A 15534-nucleotide genomic window follows, 5' to 3' on the forward strand; every position below is an offset into this window, starting at 1 on the left:
TGGAATGCTATCCCACAACAGGCATCCCTACAAGGCCGGAGCCGCCTCATGCAAAGTGGCTATTCCTTTCCACCTTGAGAAGGCTTACTACTCACCCCCTCCAAGGCATCCATCTTCTTGACCCTGGCCGCGAGTTCTGTGAGAGGTTCCCTCCTGATGCGGTCTATCAGGATACAGTCTTGCTGGGATCCGGGCACTCCGGGGTAACAGACAATGGTGATCAGCATATCCTTGGTGTAAGGCACAGAAACCGGTTGGATTCTTTGCCATTTCGATTGCCTTTGTCGATAGACAAAACCTTGCACATGGCTCAGTGTGCCGGGTGCTTTGATGACGGCAGCCCGCCCGGGTCTAGCGAAGTGAGGCGTCTTCGAGTCACCCAAGGCAAGCCCGACATTGGACTGCGTAAAATTCACCAGACGGGGTGCTGTTTTACCAGTGGTCAGCATCGGGGTTTCGAGTATAATCACCTGGGCATTGCTCCAGCTTTTCTTGTCGGGCTGTCGAGCCATGTAAACGGTGAATGCGCCGGATTCCCGGGGCAAGGTGATTTTTGCAAACGGGGCGGCGGAACCCTTGATGTTAAGCACGAGCGAAGGGGACTTTACCCGATAGGGTCTAGTCGCCACATTCAGCATCAGGTGAAGCGACTGCTGGTAGGATGTCTCCTCCTTGTTGGATGCCTTATCCTTCGTCACATTCCCTAACATAACACCGGGCGGGAGGATCGCTTCCTCATCCTGGATTTTAAAAATCGGATTGTCCCCTTCTCTTCCCACTATTTTGGGTAAGGGGGGCTTTGCCACGGCAACAAAACGCACCAGTAAAAGTGGTTTTTTATCCTGGGCGGCACATGGAACAGACAGTAATATTGTTAGAAAAACCGACAAAACAGCAAACAGGCGGACAACGGGTCTGGCTCTGGTCATAATCAAATGATGGTTGTCGTTGTTAGACCTCATCGTGGTGCAACCAACGGAATTGTGTGATGATGTAACGCCGACCATAACGTCGGGATTCTTCAGATAGTTGTGTGTTAAACGCCCTATCCGTATTGGCAGGGTTGCTGGATGTGGCGACGGTCAGGGGCTCCATGGCATCGTCCTCGGGATTCACGTAATCGGTGCTCCTTTGCACCACAGCCTCACACCAGGCTCTGGCTAGAACAGTGCCACTGTTTGCAGCCGACCGGGCTTCACCGTATGCACGGATCACGAAGGTATCCCCACGGGTGGTCATGGCAGAACCCAAGCTACTTAGGAGCGCCCCCTGGTCAAGGTATCCTGGCAGTCCGGCTGTTTTCCATCGGTTCATCAGGCGCTTGTCCATCCAGTGACTGAACGGGTCGCCCAGCCTGTCATCGGCCGTATTTCCGAGCGGTGCATTATCGGCTCCGGTCTGCAAGCTACTGTTGATACCGGAAAGCTCGATGGCTGCTTCAAGTGGGCTCATCAAAGCGGTCCCCTCGGTGGCTGTCAATTGGGGGCTGGTCCCGGAATCGATCGTCACCAGACGACGATTGACAAAGTCGCCCAAAGTCAGGAATGGGCCGCGAAGCTTCACTTGTTCCACTATCGCCTCGGCGAGGTCCTCAATTTCGGAGTCATCCAGCTCCCTGTAACCGGCGAACACCTGGCTGTCGGTATTGCTGGCTGCTTTTTGTCCTTCACTGATACCGGGGAACAACAGACCACTGAAAGCCGTCCCGCCATAACCGGCGGACGATTTGCCATCCACAGCAGCTTGCCTATGCAGTCCTCGCAAGGAGTTCAACATCACCTTCCACGCGTCCACCGAGGTCGAGTTTACATTAAACGCACCGCGGTTCATCAGATACCGACCGCTTTGGTGGTAGGCAAAAAACCCGGGTCTGCTACCCGAAAGCCCGTCCTCGAACTGCCGGGATGCGTCCTCTGCCGTTAACCCGAGATGGAGCCGGTTGTTTGCCAGGGGGTCATCTTTGTACCAGACCGGATTTCCCGATGCATCGTAGGGAATACTCGAAAGAAAAAACCGGTCCCACAGGGCATGGTTCACCTCGTAGGCGATGTCGTAGACGAGGATTTCATCGTCATGGGTCGAGGCGGTCGATGAAAAACTCCCGGGGTCATCCAAAGAAGCCTTCACTTTGCCGATGACGGACCTGTCCTGGTTCAGCCATCCCCAGCTGGCGGTGGGGTTTTTGCGGTTGTGCTGTTCCGACGACACCACGTTTTTAGTCCAGCGTTGCGAGCTCTCGGGGGTCAGGGTGCTGAAGCCCAGTGCCGAGTAGGCATTGGAGGCCCTGATGATGGTGGCATCGGGATCCGACCTGCCATCGGCCTTGCCGCGACCCACAATATACGCCGGATGCCATGGTGAGTAACTAAGCTCGGCGTGCCGCAGGTCAGCCAGAGACATCAGTGGGATCTCGGGACGGGGAAGATGGTAGATGACGATGCGCTGATCTTGCACAGGCTCCGAGCCCCTCCCTTCCCCGGCACTCAGCGGGTTGGCCAGATACTTTCCGTTCACCGGACCAAAGGGGGCGTCGGCAGCATCGCCACCCGTGATCAAGGGGAACATCGCTGGCTTGTAGTGGGTTCCTGTTGACCAAAGAGACCAAACGGCGTTCTGGCTGATCCAACTGGTGTGGCTGAAGGCGGCACGGGGGTTCCAGGAATCGAAAAGTGACATGCCGTTGATCACCTCACCAGCGGTATTGGAGCCAGAGTTGTTGCCATAAAAGTCGGGATAGAAGCCGTCCATGATCCCACCGAGTTCATCGTAGTAGTGCAGCCTCATACCATAACGCCAGAACCGTGGCGGTGGCCCGATGTCCTCCTCGGTGAAGACACTGAGCCGTTTATTGCCGACGCCATTGGCCGGATAATGAGCCAAGGCCGTCCCTCCAGTTTGACCCTCCATGGTTTTCAAACCAAGGTAACTCGCATGTTGCACGCCATTCATATCATAGAAGAGGCCGGCGGGACTGGTGTTGAGATAGGCGACGGTAGGAAAGTTTTTGGCACTTCCCGGACTGACTGCCACGGTCTTATAGTCCAACCCCCCAGTTGTGCCGGAGGGAACGGCCTTGAGCATGGCCTGCTCCCCGGCACCCGTCTCCGGTGTCCACATATGCGAGCCCTCAAATCCGTAGGTTGAGTGCCGCGTGCCGAATATGTTAGGGAAATCGAGATAGAAACTGCCCTCACCCGGATAGGCGGAAGCGGTCATCGGGTTGTCGGAAAAATCAAAGCCATACTTCGCCGTCCCCCGTGCACCCGGGCTGCTTAGGGTGGCTTTCCCCGATTTCCAATCCGGTGAGAACACCACGGTCTCGCCTGGCTCGATGGTCACGGATTTGACAAGAAACCCAAAATAGCGCCTGATTTCCCCGGCATCCAGTGGGTTGCCTTTGGCTCCGGCGTCATGGGAACCCATGTGGTTACGGAACGCCTGCAGGTGCTCGGACCTCTGGTAGGCAGCCGGCACCCCGGCTTTGAAGTCCATGGTTTGCGCCAGGTTGTTACCGCTCGGCAATCTGGAGTCACCAATACACCTGATAAGATACACGTAGTCGGGAATCTTGAGGCTTACATTGTAGGGGTTCCAGAGTTTGACGGTCGGGTAAAGGTGGGCACGCACACCATATTTTCTGGCAGGGTCCGTAGCACCGGGAATATCAAAACATGAAAAGTCAAAGGCACAGGACGCCTCCGCCATGATCGGGTGGATGTTAGGCCGGTCGACCGCTGTCAGGTCAGCCGCGGTGCCTCCCAGCTCCACCCGTTGATACTGGCCCAGATCACGCTGGCTAACACTCATTGAATAGCCAATGTCCCCGGGCAGCCGGTCCATGGGATTGATCGTGGCCTGAGCACCGCTGGCTGAGTCATTTTTCACCACGTGCCGGATCAGGTTGTATCGACGCAGCGCATCGAATTTAGGCCCTGTCTTCAGATGCCGCTCACCGGGGATCATCGAGTCCGCCCCGCTAATGCCGTCCGCCCTGCCTGCTGCGGACTCAGCAATACCGGTGACATTCATCGGTTACCCGATGAATGCGGACAAATCCTTTTTAAAACCTCCATCCAGCGGATTGGTCAGCAGACCTTCACTGTAGTTGGTCAGGGAAAAATAACTACTCCTAAGCGCGTCCCGCCCCGTCCTGGTATCCGCGCTTAAACGGGCAAGCAGGTTCTCGTTGTAGGTCAGCAATCTCGACCAGGTTTCGCTGGCAACCCTGTCATATTTGGGAAATAAGGAGCCGGTAGCATCCTTCAAGGCGTTGAGGTCCGACTTGGGTGATGTTCCCAGTAACGCAAGATACCCAGGGCTGTTTTCATTGGGAAGAGGTGCTGGGAGTTGATGGTCAATCCGGGCCTTGACGCTTTCGTCACTCACCCAGTAGGCGTAGGCACCTTTTGTGCTTTTCACCAGCGGTACCTCCACAGCCCTTGACTTTGTCGATGACCCGGCTCCTACCAATTCTGCGTATTCCGTCACGGCATCCACACCGCTGTCAGGCTGGCTCACCAACCAGTCTACAAACAGCTTATCCTTCACATAATCCGTCCCTGCCGAACGTTTGTCGGTGATATAATAGTCCGTTTCATGCCTTGCGATCACAGGCTTTATCTCACCCTCTTCACGCACCCGGTAGACACCCGTCCAGTGCTCTTTGATCCCTTGTTCGCTGCCCGCCATTGACGGGGCGGTAGCCCGGTCGTCTGCTCCTGTAGCACTCTGTAGCTGCCCGAGAGCCATCATCAACGCCATCCGTGCGTTTGCCCTTGCCTGGGCCATCGCTTTATTGCCGTCTGTAGTTCTCGTTTCAATAACAGCCAGGCTAAGCATCGCCAGTGCAATCATCGCCAGAAGAACCATCACGGAAATGGTTGCAATCAAAGCAAACCCATTTTTTGCAGGTTGCAGTCGTCTCGAGTTCTCGGATTTCATGTTATTTGTGTGTGTTAGGAGAGTCAACAACTCCCATACCATGTTAAATTGTTTTTCTGTAAGCACTATACAGTATGGACAGTATAGAGCCGTATCGAACGCGATTTACGTTTACAATATATTGACTACATCGTGCACCACTATGCCGAAAGCATCGAAGGTCAAGCTCCAAGCATCAGAATAGCTTTATGAGCAAAAAATACAGTTCAATATGACAAGTTTTACACGTTCCCCCCTTGACCCGCACACTTCGGCCCCGCATGGATAACCACCCCTAGCCTGACCCCGCTGGGTAAGAAACCTTGCAAAGCCGCCGCATTCGGGCTTCAAGTAAACACCACCCACCTTCTTTTCTTTTTTTCGGTTCCTTCTCCACTTAAACCCATGTTCCCCAGAGTAAACCTTCCATCCCCCCCACTGGCCGGGCTGACTGTCCTCGCCTTGTTCTTTCCCGCCGGCGCGGTCGGTGCAGCACCAGATGCCCTCCGGGCGGACGCAGACAAAGACAAGCGACCTAACATTATTCTTTTTTACGTCGATGACATGGGCTGGCAGGACACCTCGGTGAAGTTCCACACCTCCGGCACCATCTACAACCGCCGCTACATCACCCCGAACATGGAGACGCTCGCATCCCGCGGCGTCAAGTTCACCCAGGCCTACTCGGCGGCAAGCATCTGCCAGCCCGCCCGCTATGCGCTGATGTCCGGTCTGCTGCCGGCCGCCAGCGGATACACCTACAACGGCGCCGGTGACACCACCGCCACTATCAGGCCGCCGAAGTTCGATCCGCCCCCCATCGACCAACTCAACACCCTGCCCAGGGCGCTGCAGGCGCTGGGGTATGAGACCATCCACATCGGGAAGTGGCATATCATGGGGACGCATCCCGATTACTCACGCAACATCCTCGCGGCGGGATTCAACCGGAAAATCGCCGCCAACGACGCGGGGCAGCCGGGTAGCTTCCTCGGCACCGAGAACTTCGGGGAGCCCGGCAAGTTTCACGTACCCGGTCTTGAAGCCTACCACGGGAAGGACATTTACCTGACGGAAGCCATCACCCGGGAAAGCAACAAGGAGATCGCCCGCTGCGCTGCAGTCGGCAAACCCTTCTTCCTCTACCTCGCGCACTACGCCATTCACAAACCCATCCAGCTGGACCGCCGCTTTGCCTGCCACTACGACGGCCGGGAGGACGGCGGGCATTTCATCGACAACGACATTGAACGCTCCTACGCCACCATGATCGAGGGCATGGACAAGAGCCTGGGCGACATCATGAACCAGCTCAAGGCGCTCGGCATCGACGAGGAAACGCTGATTGTCTTCAGCTCCGACCACGGCGGCCTGACCTTCACCGACCGCGGCCCCTCCGCCTACCCTGAGGGCACCTTTCCCCCGACGGGAATCGCCGTTTCCAACCAGTCGCACAACTACCCGCTGCGCTACGGCAAGAGCTGGCTCTACGAGGGGGGCGTCCGGGTGCCCATGATCGTCTCATGGGCATCACCCAACGCCGCCAACCCCGTGCAGAAAAACTACCCGGTCCGCGTCGCCGCCACCGAGGACCGGCCGGTCAGCCAGCTCGATTTTTTCCCCACCCTCGTCAAAGCCGCCGGCGGCACGCCCCCCGGGTCCGTGCACGGTCACGATATCAGCCACTATTTCTCCGGCTCACGCGGCAGCGACCGACCGGCCATGTTCCTCTGGCACCAGCCGCACTACCGACCCGATCACAACATCCCGCACCTGACCGCCATGCGCTTTGGAAAATGGAAAATCGTCCACCGGATCGAATCCGCCACCTGGGAACTCTACGACCTGTCCACCGACATCCATGAGTGCCGCAACCTGGCACCAACACATCCCCGCGAGCTGGCCAGGTTCAGCCGCATGATGGTCCGCGAACTCGAAAAAGCCGGCGCCCGCCACCCGACACGGACCAGCGACGGCAAGGAAATCCGCCCGGTCCCCACGCCCGCCACACCTCTTCAATAGCCTGAGTTGATTTTGTTAGATTGCCCCGGATGCAACTTGTTGGTTTTTTGAAAAAAACCGCACCCCGACTAACAAACCCTATTTATCGGTTGACACGTTGCCCTGAACCACCTGCCCACGCCTTCTTGACTTGTCATATCGGGCTGTTTTTTTACCCAAAACCGCTATCCCGGCAAAGATGGGTTGACTCTCCCCGCTTTTATATCGTATGGGTCATGATCGTGGTGATCAGGTCGTTCAGGCATCATCGTCACCCAAACAAACACAATGCCATGCATGGCTAACAAAGCAGCAACCAACGCACAACATCCAACCCAGCATCCCCTCAATGAAACGATTAATGACCAAACTCCTCGCCGCCGCGCTTATGACGTCCACCGCATCCGCCGCGAGCCTCGCATACACAACAGGCCTCGACGTCTGGCTTGACGCATCAGACATCGACGGCTCCAACAACTCCACCCTGACGGATGGGGGCAACGTTAACACCTGGAAAAACAAAGGCACCACAGGTGTGAATGATGCCAGCGCAATACTCACCGGTGGGTCCGGAGGCACAAATGGGGTATTTACCGCAGGCGGAGGAAACGGCGGCCAGGACGCCGTACTGCTCGCCAACACTCGCTACCAGTTCGGGCAGGAATTTATGGATTCTCCGAATGTGACGATGTACTTTGTGGTGCAACGCACGGATACGAATGATACCCGCCAAGGTGCCCTGTTTAACGACTACGGCGATGGCAACCGGTTATGGCTGTTGAATACCAATTTATCAGGACCAACTACCCGCAACTTAATCCGCGATGTAGATGGTGATTTACTTACAAACTCTCCGGCGGCACTCACCATCAACACCTGGGCAACTATCTATTCAGCTGTCGATGCGACTGCCAAAACATCCTACTACGGACTCGTCGGAGGCACGATCGACAGCGATACCAATGCTGCTTACGATTCCACTACCTGGGATACTTCCGACTCTGGAAACACCTCCAGAAGACCCACCCTTTTCGGGTTTCACGACGGTAACAATACACACGACTTCAACGGCTATGTTTCCGAGGTCCTGATCTACGATCACCTGCTCGACGCCGGACAACGTGCCCAGGTTGAGAGCTACCTGGCAAGCAAGGTCCCCGAGCCATCCTCCGCAGCCCTGCTCGGCCTCGGTGGACTCGCGCTGCTTTTCCGCCGCAGGAAATAATTCTGTTAGTTGCGAAAAAGCATACAACCAGCCAGGCCGACTTATCACGGGCTGCGGACCTTGTTCCGCAGCCCTTTTTGCGACCATTCTTCTATAAGCCGGGAACAGTCACGGCTTCGTCTTTTTGTCATATCGAGCTAATTTTTTACCCTATCATGCTATTCTTGGATCTCATCTTGACTCAGCTTGACTCAGCTGGGCGTATTCGCTAATCATCCAAAGGCAAAGGATTGCGCTCGAGTTTTATCCTTCGCACACGCCTCGATCCCACTAGCCCCCCCCCTATGGGAACATCCATCACACCAAAACAAACCATGAAAAACACAACCATTGCCATCGCTTCATTGCTCTGCGTTACGGGTTCTCTTCACGCAGCCACAATATCCTTGGACGCCACGGCGGACACATCGCTCGTACCGGAGAGCCCCGACAACAACTACGGCAGCAGAACAGAAGTGCTGATCGGAAATGCTGGTGGCAATGTGCGCGCCGGCCTGCTACGCTTTGACACAACGGCACTGGCTGGAGCCACGATCAACTCCATGACCTTGCGTTTTGTTATTTTCCGAACCTCTACTACGGGGACTTGGAACGTCAACATGTTGCGTGAAGGCAACTCCGGATGGGTCGAGGGAACCGTAAACGGTGCAGTGCAAAATGGCTCGGCGACCTGGAACCACAAGGCGAACCCCGGCACCACATGGCTCGGTGGCAGCAGCGGAGCTAACGCAGCGGCTGACCGCTACGGCAGCATGGGATCCTTCACCCTCACCAGCGGCACAGATGTCATCGATGATGTGATCGACACCACGCTCACGGTCGGTGGCACAGGTTTCTCCGACCTTACGGCTCTCGTTGACCACTGGAACACCGGATCGAACAACGCAGGCTTCCAAATCTACGGAGGAACAGGCCAGTGGGGATTCGACAGCAAGGAGGGATCGGGTGCCGCCCAGTTGATCATCGACTACACACCCGTCCCCGAGCCCTCCTCCGCCGCCCTGCTCGGTCTCGGCGGCCTTGCGCTGATTCTTCGCCGCAGGAAATAGTCCGGCGACAACTGAAAAGCACCCATCTAACAAAATCACCAAGGGCTGTGGACATCGTTCCGCAGACCTTTTTTCGCCCGTCCTGTCGTCATAGAGCAAACAACGTTTACCCTATCACGCTGAACTCTTACCCTATCATGCTATTTCAACGTTTCTCGTTGCCCCGGGAGCATGCGCAATGTACATGCCATTCGCAAAACATTGCGCACGGATTCTCCCCCCCACTTCGTCCGACCAGGTCAAATTGACACTAACCAAATCCACACAAACCATAAAACTAAATTGCCATACCATGAAACTGAAAACCCACTTGATCACTCTGGCGTCGATGTGTGCAGCATCAGCCGTCACAAGCGCCGCCACCGTGGTGGCGTCCGAGAATTTTGACGCCCTCACTGCCTCTAGTTTTCCAGGCACCTCCCTCGCCGGACAAGGGGGATGGGTCAGCGACAACGGAAGCCTCAAGCTTCGCAACGATTACACCACAGGCAGTTTCGATGGTAACGTTGCCTACAATGGCGGCGGTGCAGCCATTATGCACAGGTACGATGGAGCCTCGTATTTAACAGCCACAGACACCTCCATCATCATCGAGATCACCGGACGCGCCGCTACCAACCGCCTATCCCGTGCCGGTGTCGCCTATGACAATGCCGGGACATCCAACCCCGGAATCTACTTTGGCTCAGGAAGCTCCGGCGGGTGGAGTGTTTACCTGGGAAGCGGCACCACGGGTGGATCAGCACTGGCAACCTCCACCAATGGTCTTGATGCTGGCGGCGATGTCTTTGACATGCGCCTCACCATTGACCTGGTCGCGGAGACCGGACATTTTGAGTTTAAACCGGACGGTGGTTCATGGACTACCCCAACAGGCATGGGGTCCATTGATTTGTCCGCGCTGGACACCGGCGCAACCGACGGCACCAATCCCCTCAATTGGAATAGCCTCTACATACGCACATCACTTGCAGGCGATACCATCGACAACATCGTGGTGTCCGCTGTGCCCGAGCCATCCTCCGCCGCCCTGCTCGGCCTCGGTGGACTCGCGCTGCTTTTCCGCCGCAGGAAATAATCCGGCGACAACTGAAAAGCATCCATCTAACAAAATCACCAGGGGCTGCGGACATCGTTCCGCAGCCCTTTTTTCGACTGATCTATCAACCGGAAACAGGTCCGGCCTCGCACAATACTTGTCATATCGCGCTATAATCTTACCACATAGGGCTATATTGACATCCTGTATTGACTCTGACATTCTCATTCATTTAGTGTTCAAAATGAAGTGAGCGTCGTGGATTTTTTCCATTGCGGATTCTTCAATCCCCCCCTTCCACACGAGGGTTCCACACTGGGGGCACTACCCATAAAAAAACAATGAAAATGAAACCTAACAAATACATCATTGCAACCGCAGTTGCATCTGCGATCACGGCGACCGCCCAGGCGGCCGTTGTTTTTCAAGTGGACATCCACATGACCGGCGGAACGAGCCAGGAACTGCAGTCCGGCTGGACTGCCTGGGATGTCGACAAGGTAACGACCAACAACTCGATCTCTACAACCCTCTCAGGCATAGGTGTGAGCATCACGTCCAATGGTGGTGGTTACGTCACCGCCCGTGGCGGTACCACGGAAGATCGTGACGGAGAGATCACGGGCACCAGCTGGGATGATGTGGTGGAGGATTTTGCTGTTGCCCGGGCTGGTAACGGGTCTGCCACCTTGAGCTTAACGGGCTTGGACAACACCAAGACCTACTCCCTTACCATTTACAACAACGACTGCTATGAGATCTCTGGAAACCCAGGCTTTGCCGGCGGCACACTGACCCCCACCATCACCACTGGGGCGATCGTTGGCGTTGCCGATGCGGGCACCATCACCAATGTCAGGGAAGGCGCACGCACGGATGGCGATTTCGACAATCAATTCATCAGCTTCACTCCTGATTCCGGCGGCAATGCTGACATCCTGATCACCAGTAGCTCCAACTTTGTGCTCTTCAGCGGCATGCAGCTCGATGTTGTGCCAGAGCCGTCCTCCGCAGCCCTGCTCGGCCTCGGTGGACTTGCTCTGATTTTCCGCCGCAGGAAATAATTCTGTTGGCTGCGAAAAACCTATACGACCAATCAAGTCGACTTATCACGGGCTGCGGACTTTGTTCCGCAGCCCTTTTTGCGACTGATCCATAAGCTGGAAACAGGCGCGGTCTGGCAGCCCCCTTTTTGCTATATCGTGCTATATTTTTACCTCATCGAGCTATTCTCACGTCTATTATTGACTTCGTCACACGTATTCACTAGCAGTACCAATATAAGGAATTGCGTCCGGATTTGTCCTTTGCAAATTCTTAAGTCCCACCCTGCCCTCGGAACAGAAGGGTAATATCCCACCAAACCAAACCATGAAAAACACAACCTTTGCCATCGCATCATTGCTCTACGTCACAGGTTCTCTCCACGCTGCCACCATCGTCTTCAAGGAAGGAGCCAACGTCGTTTCCTCCGATGGAGCCATTAACATCGCCACCTACACGGGCACGGAAGACACCTCTGTCGTGCAGGAATCTCCGAACAACAACTACGGTGGACGCACCACCATTCTCGTTGGTGTGCTTGGCGCTGGCAAGGTTCGCGCAGGCCATGTGCGCTTCGATGTGACATCGTTGGCGAGCCAGTTCGTCACGATCGATTCCATCAAATTCCGTTTCTATGTCGAAACGACCGGCGGCACCAGCCAGTCCATCAGCTATGGTGCCCATAAGGCTGTGAGCGGAGACTGGGTGGAAGGAACTGCAAACGGCGCTGGTCAAACCGGCTCCGCCACCTACAACTACCAAATCCACAGTACCTTGGGATGGGCAAGTACAGGCGGACGTGGCTCCAGTGATGCATGGCCCGACCAGTTACTGCCGGTTTCCAGCGGCGGCTATGGTGCTGCGGGCACCTGGATCGAGATGACCCTCGACCCCTCGGGCTACGACCCCTCGCTCGATACACCCACCGAATTGATCCAGTCCTGGATCACCGATGGTGCCCAGAACGACGGTATTTTGATGACCTACTCCAACAACGTGAGCAATCCGCAATGGCAACTGGCCAGCTCGGAACACGCCACCGCGGCGTGGCGCCCGGAACTGGTGATCGAATACACCGCCATCCCCGAGCCGTCCTCCGCAGCCCTGCTCGGCCTCGGTGGACTTGCTCTGATTTTCCGCCGCAGGAAATAATTCTGCCAGCTGCGAAAAACCTATACGACCAATCAAGTCGACTTATCACGGGCTGCGGACTTTGTTCCGCAGCCCTTTTTGCACCCACCAGGCAAACGGATGGCAGGCGGTGGCGAGTTCTATTGTCGCTGTGCTACCGCAATGAATGACCTGCCTTGTCTCGAGCTTTGTAAATATCCGCATGGGCTTGATTTATTCCAATAAGGCATCACACTCCCCTCGTGCCATCCAGATTCAATTCCCATGAAACCGGCGAAGCCTTCACAGAATGCTGCGATTGCGGCTGCGCACTCCTTGATGCCGGCATGTATATCATCAATCAGACCTACGTGGGCAACGAGTGTGTTTTCGAATTCGCCATGTGCCATGAATGTCGGGAGAAAATGAATGAAAAACTCTCGGAGAAGTCCCGGGTCGCCATGTTCGATTTTATGCATGACCACGCTGATATGGAAACACGCGAGAATGAGCTGGGCACGGAATCAGAAACCGATGCTTATCTCGCCTCCTGCCTGACCTGCGGCAAAGCCCGCATCGAATCTGAAGGTTACACGGTCGGAGCCATGTTCAGTGCCGGTTTCCTGATCAAAGGACCATTCCCCATGTTGATTTGCAGCGATTGTGAAAGCAAACTAGGTGAAAGCATCTCCGATGAGACCCGCGATGTCTGGGACAAATTCATCGGCGACCATTTCCCGGGACCACCGTCCGAGGTCAAACTCCCCACCCACAAACCCGTCCTGATCTAACCCGCCTACCGCCTACCGCCTACCGTCTACCGCCCCCTGAAAAAAAATGACCACCGTTCTCGACACCATCGAAAAAGGAACCTCCTACCTGGAAAGCAAGGGGATCGAGGACGCGCGTCGCAACATGCAGCTCCTGGTCACCCATCAGCTCGGCTGCTCACGGGTCGAGCTCTATATGCAGTTCGACCGGCCCATGACCGAGGAAGAGCTGGTCCCGCTGCGGGAAAAACTCAAACGCCGGGGCAGCGGCGAACCACTCCAGCACCTGCTCGGCACCGTCGAATTTTACAAACGCGAATTTAAAACCGATGCCCGGGCCCTCATCCCCAGGCCCGAGACCGAGGAGCTGGTTTCCCTGATCCTGAAACACCCGGTTCTTCAAATTGACCGCAGCGCAACAGAGCCCCCCCCCGCCACCGGCGAACCACTGGAAGAGACGTCGGCAGAACCGGTCGAGGCACCTGGGCAGGTAGAAGCCCGCTCTGACCAGCTCAGGGTTCTCGATATGGGGACCGGCTCGGGCGTGATCGGGCTCAGCCTTGCCGGGGAATTGGGTGGTCGGTGCCTTGAAGTCGTGCTGGCCGATATTTCTCCGGGTGCCTTGGCTCTGGCATCGGAAAACGCCCTCTTGCTCGGCACGCCGCGTCACACCCTGGTCAAAACCTCGCTTTTCTCCCATCTCGAGGGCGAAAAATACCATCTGATCGCGGCCAATCTCCCCTACATCGCAGAACGGGACCTCGACACACTCACACCTGAGGTCATGCACGATCCCCATATCGCCCTCTTCGGGGGAAAAGATGGGCTGGACATCCTGCGTGATTTCATTCAGCAAGTCCCCTCGCATCTCCACCCAGGCGGACTGCTCGCTCTGGAAATCGGATACGACCAAGCCCAAGCCGTCGAAGCCATGCTCAAACAAGCCGGTTTCGAAAACATCCTCACTCACAAAGACCTCAACGGTATACCCCGTTTCCCTCTCGCAACCCTCCCGGTTTCCTAATCCCCATTCTCACTCCCACCCATGGACAAACTTCTCGTACGCGGCGGAGCCACCCTTCAAGGCTCCGTCCACATTTCCGGCTCAAAAAATGCCTCCCTGCCCATTCTTGCCGCCACCCTGCTCACAGATCAACCGTGTATCATCCGTCGGGTGCCCGATGTCTCCGATACCAACTACATGATCCAGATCCTCGCCGCCCTCGGTGCCGAAGTGGAACGCTCCAGCGGCACGGTGCGTATCACGGCAGGCAGCATCAGCCACGATGCCCCCTACGAGATTGTCCGGAAAATGCGCGCCTCCATCTGTGTGATGGGGCCTCTGTTAGCCCGACTTCACAAGGCCAGCGTCTCGCTCCCCGGCGGCTGCGTCATCGGTGACCGTCCGGTCGACCTCCACCTCAAGGGACTTGAGGCACTCGGTGCCACCATCGACATGGAGGGAGGAAACATGCACATCAGCGCAACCGATGGCCTCCATGGAAAAGAGGTTGATCTCCGGGGAAAACACGGCCCCACGGTACTGGGAACGGACAACCTGATGATGGCTGCCGTGCTGGCAAAAGGCACCACCATCATCGAGTCCGCCGCCTGCGAACCGGAAGTTGTCGACCTTGCCAACTTTCTCAATAAAATGGGGGCTAAAATCGAAGGCGCCGGCACCCGTCGGATCACGATCAAAGGGGTGAAGAAGCTGCATGGTGTCGAGCACACGGTCATCCCGGACCGCATTGAAGCAGGTACCTTCATGGTGGCAGCCGCCATGGCCGGCTGCCCGGAAAACGGAGTGACCCTGCACCGCATCTGCAAAGACCACCTCGGACCATCGACCGAGAAGCTCCTCGAGGCGGGACACTCTGTCGAATTCAACGCCAAGGGAACGTCTTGCACCGTGAAACCCGGTAACGCGCCCAAGGGAGCCAACATCGTTACCGCCCCCTTTCCCGGTTTCCCCACCGACATGCAGGCCCAGTTTACAGCCTTGTTCGCGGTCACACCGGGAATATCAGTGGTCGAGGACACCATCTTTCCACAGCGTTTTATGCACTGTGCAGAAATGACGCGCATGGGTGCGGATATCAAGGTCGACAACGGTACTGCGGTAATCAAGGGCACCACCAAAATGTCGGGCGCCCCGGTAATGGCCTCTGACCTGAGAGCCTCCGCCGCCCTCGTCCTCGCCGGACTTTGCGCCCAGGGGAGCACCGAGATCAACCGTCTTTACCACATCGACCGTGGTTACGAAAACATCGATGATAAACTCATCATGCTGGGTGCTGACATCGAGCGTGTTAGAGAATAGGCCACGCTGCGGGTTACGATGTAAGTACAATACCCCGGCATCCTTTATTTTTA

12 protein-coding genes and 1 pseudogene are annotated in these 15534 nt (G+C 56.2%); 9 read left to right on the forward strand and 4 right to left on the reverse strand.

Annotated features, from left to right (window positions below):
• Positions 1-59: 59 nt before the first annotated feature.
• The 3 genes from H7A51_09500 to H7A51_09510 are packed head-to-tail and all read right to left on the reverse strand — an operon-like array spanning position 60 to position 4941.
• Positions 60-929 carry a hypothetical protein gene (locus tag H7A51_09500; GenBank protein ID MCP5536453.1) on the reverse strand — a complete coding sequence of 290 codons (870 nt, stop codon included), beginning with the start codon at positions 927-929 and terminating at the stop codon, positions 60-62.
• A gap of 22 nt (positions 930-951) precedes the next feature.
• Positions 952-4029: a hypothetical protein gene (locus tag H7A51_09505; GenBank protein MCP5536454.1), complete on the reverse strand. Its 3078-nt coding sequence runs from the start codon at positions 4027-4029 to the stop codon at positions 952-954.
• 3 nt (positions 4030-4032) lie between these two features.
• A complete protein-coding gene (locus H7A51_09510; protein ID MCP5536455.1) occupies positions 4033-4941 on the reverse strand; it encodes a hypothetical protein in 909 nt (302 codons plus the stop codon).
• A 384-nt stretch (positions 4942-5325) separates the two neighbouring features.
• Here H7A51_09510 and H7A51_09515 point away from each other — a divergent pair, with 384 nt between their 5' ends.
• From H7A51_09515 to H7A51_09540, 6 genes and pseudogenes are all read left to right on the forward strand, one after another.
• Positions 5326-6942, forward strand: coding sequence for a sulfatase-like hydrolase/transferase (locus H7A51_09515; GenBank protein MCP5536456.1), 1617 nt, complete (start codon positions 5326-5328; stop codon positions 6940-6942).
• Positions 6943-8074: 1132 nt separating this feature from the next.
• A pseudogene (locus H7A51_09520) lies at positions 8075-8146 on the forward strand (PEP-CTERM sorting domain-containing protein).
• Positions 8147-8460: 314 nt separating this feature from the next.
• Positions 8461-9195 carry a DNRLRE domain-containing protein gene (locus tag H7A51_09525; GenBank protein ID MCP5536457.1) on the forward strand — a complete coding sequence of 245 codons (735 nt, stop codon included), beginning with the start codon at positions 8461-8463 and terminating at the stop codon, positions 9193-9195.
• A 292-nt stretch (positions 9196-9487) separates the two neighbouring features.
• The gene (locus H7A51_09530; protein ID MCP5536458.1) at positions 9488-10273 is read left to right on the forward strand and encodes a PEP-CTERM sorting domain-containing protein; all 786 of its coding nucleotides are present in this window, start codon (positions 9488-9490) and stop codon (positions 10271-10273) included.
• Positions 10274-10575: 302 nt separating this feature from the next.
• Positions 10576-11298, forward strand: coding sequence for a PEP-CTERM sorting domain-containing protein (locus H7A51_09535; GenBank protein ID MCP5536459.1), 723 nt, complete (start codon positions 10576-10578; stop codon positions 11296-11298).
• Positions 11299-11605: 307 nt separating this feature from the next.
• Entirely contained in the window at positions 11606-12430 is an 825-nt protein-coding gene (locus tag H7A51_09540; GenBank protein ID MCP5536460.1) for a DNRLRE domain-containing protein, read from the forward strand.
• A gap of 45 nt (positions 12431-12475) precedes the next feature.
• Here the strand turns inward: H7A51_09540 and H7A51_09545 are convergent, their stop codons facing one another.
• Complete coding sequence (locus tag H7A51_09545; protein ID MCP5536461.1) at positions 12476-12613, reverse strand: hypothetical protein; 138 nt, start codon at positions 12611-12613, stop codon at positions 12476-12478.
• Positions 12614-12651: 38 nt separating this feature from the next.
• On the opposite strand from H7A51_09545, the gene H7A51_09550 reads away from it, so the two are divergent.
• Genes H7A51_09550 through murA form a run of 3 tightly spaced genes read left to right on the forward strand, consistent with a single transcriptional unit; the run spans position 12652 to position 15481 of the window.
• Positions 12652-13179 (forward strand): hypothetical protein, encoded by a 528-nt coding sequence (locus H7A51_09550; GenBank protein MCP5536462.1) that lies wholly within the window; start codon positions 12652-12654, stop codon positions 13177-13179.
• A gap of 46 nt (positions 13180-13225) precedes the next feature.
• Positions 13226-14182, forward strand: a complete 957-nt coding sequence (gene prmC / locus H7A51_09555) for a peptide chain release factor N(5)-glutamine methyltransferase (protein MCP5536463.1) — start codon at positions 13226-13228, stop codon at positions 14180-14182.
• 21 nt (positions 14183-14203) lie between these two features.
• On the forward strand, positions 14204-15481 hold the full coding sequence (gene murA / locus H7A51_09560; GenBank protein ID MCP5536464.1) for a UDP-N-acetylglucosamine 1-carboxyvinyltransferase: 1278 nt from the start codon (positions 14204-14206) through the stop codon (positions 15479-15481).
• Positions 15482-15534 lie beyond the last annotated feature (53 nt).

This window comes from Akkermansiaceae bacterium (assembly GCA_024233115.1).
GTDB lineage: Bacteria > Verrucomicrobiota > Verrucomicrobiia > Verrucomicrobiales > Akkermansiaceae > Oceaniferula.

Excerpts from the sequence above, each read along its gene's own strand:
- H7A51_09500 (MCP5536453.1), bottom strand. The coding sequence starts at position 929 with ATGACCAGAGCCAGACCCGTTGTCCGCCTGTTTGCTGTTTTGTCGGTT.
- H7A51_09505 (MCP5536454.1), bottom strand. The coding sequence starts at position 4,029 with ATGAATGTCACCGGTATTGCTGAGTCCGCAGCAGGCAGGGCGGACGGC.
- H7A51_09510 (MCP5536455.1), bottom strand. The coding sequence starts at position 4,941 with ATGAAATCCGAGAACTCGAGACGACTGCAACCTGCAAAAAATGGGTTT.
- H7A51_09515 (MCP5536456.1), top strand. The coding sequence starts at position 5,326 with ATGTTCCCCAGAGTAAACCTTCCATCCCCCCCACTGGCCGGGCTGACT.
- H7A51_09525 (MCP5536457.1), top strand. The coding sequence starts at position 8,461 with ATGAAAAACACAACCATTGCCATCGCTTCATTGCTCTGCGTTACGGGT.
- H7A51_09530 (MCP5536458.1), top strand. The coding sequence starts at position 9,488 with ATGAAACTGAAAACCCACTTGATCACTCTGGCGTCGATGTGTGCAGCA.
- H7A51_09535 (MCP5536459.1), top strand. The coding sequence starts at position 10,576 with ATGAAAATGAAACCTAACAAATACATCATTGCAACCGCAGTTGCATCT.
- H7A51_09540 (MCP5536460.1), top strand. The coding sequence starts at position 11,606 with ATGAAAAACACAACCTTTGCCATCGCATCATTGCTCTACGTCACAGGT.
- H7A51_09545 (MCP5536461.1), bottom strand. The coding sequence starts at position 12,613 with ATGCGGATATTTACAAAGCTCGAGACAAGGCAGGTCATTCATTGCGGT.
- prmC (MCP5536463.1), top strand. The coding sequence starts at position 13,226 with ATGACCACCGTTCTCGACACCATCGAAAAAGGAACCTCCTACCTGGAA.
- murA (MCP5536464.1), top strand. The coding sequence starts at position 14,204 with ATGGACAAACTTCTCGTACGCGGCGGAGCCACCCTTCAAGGCTCCGTC.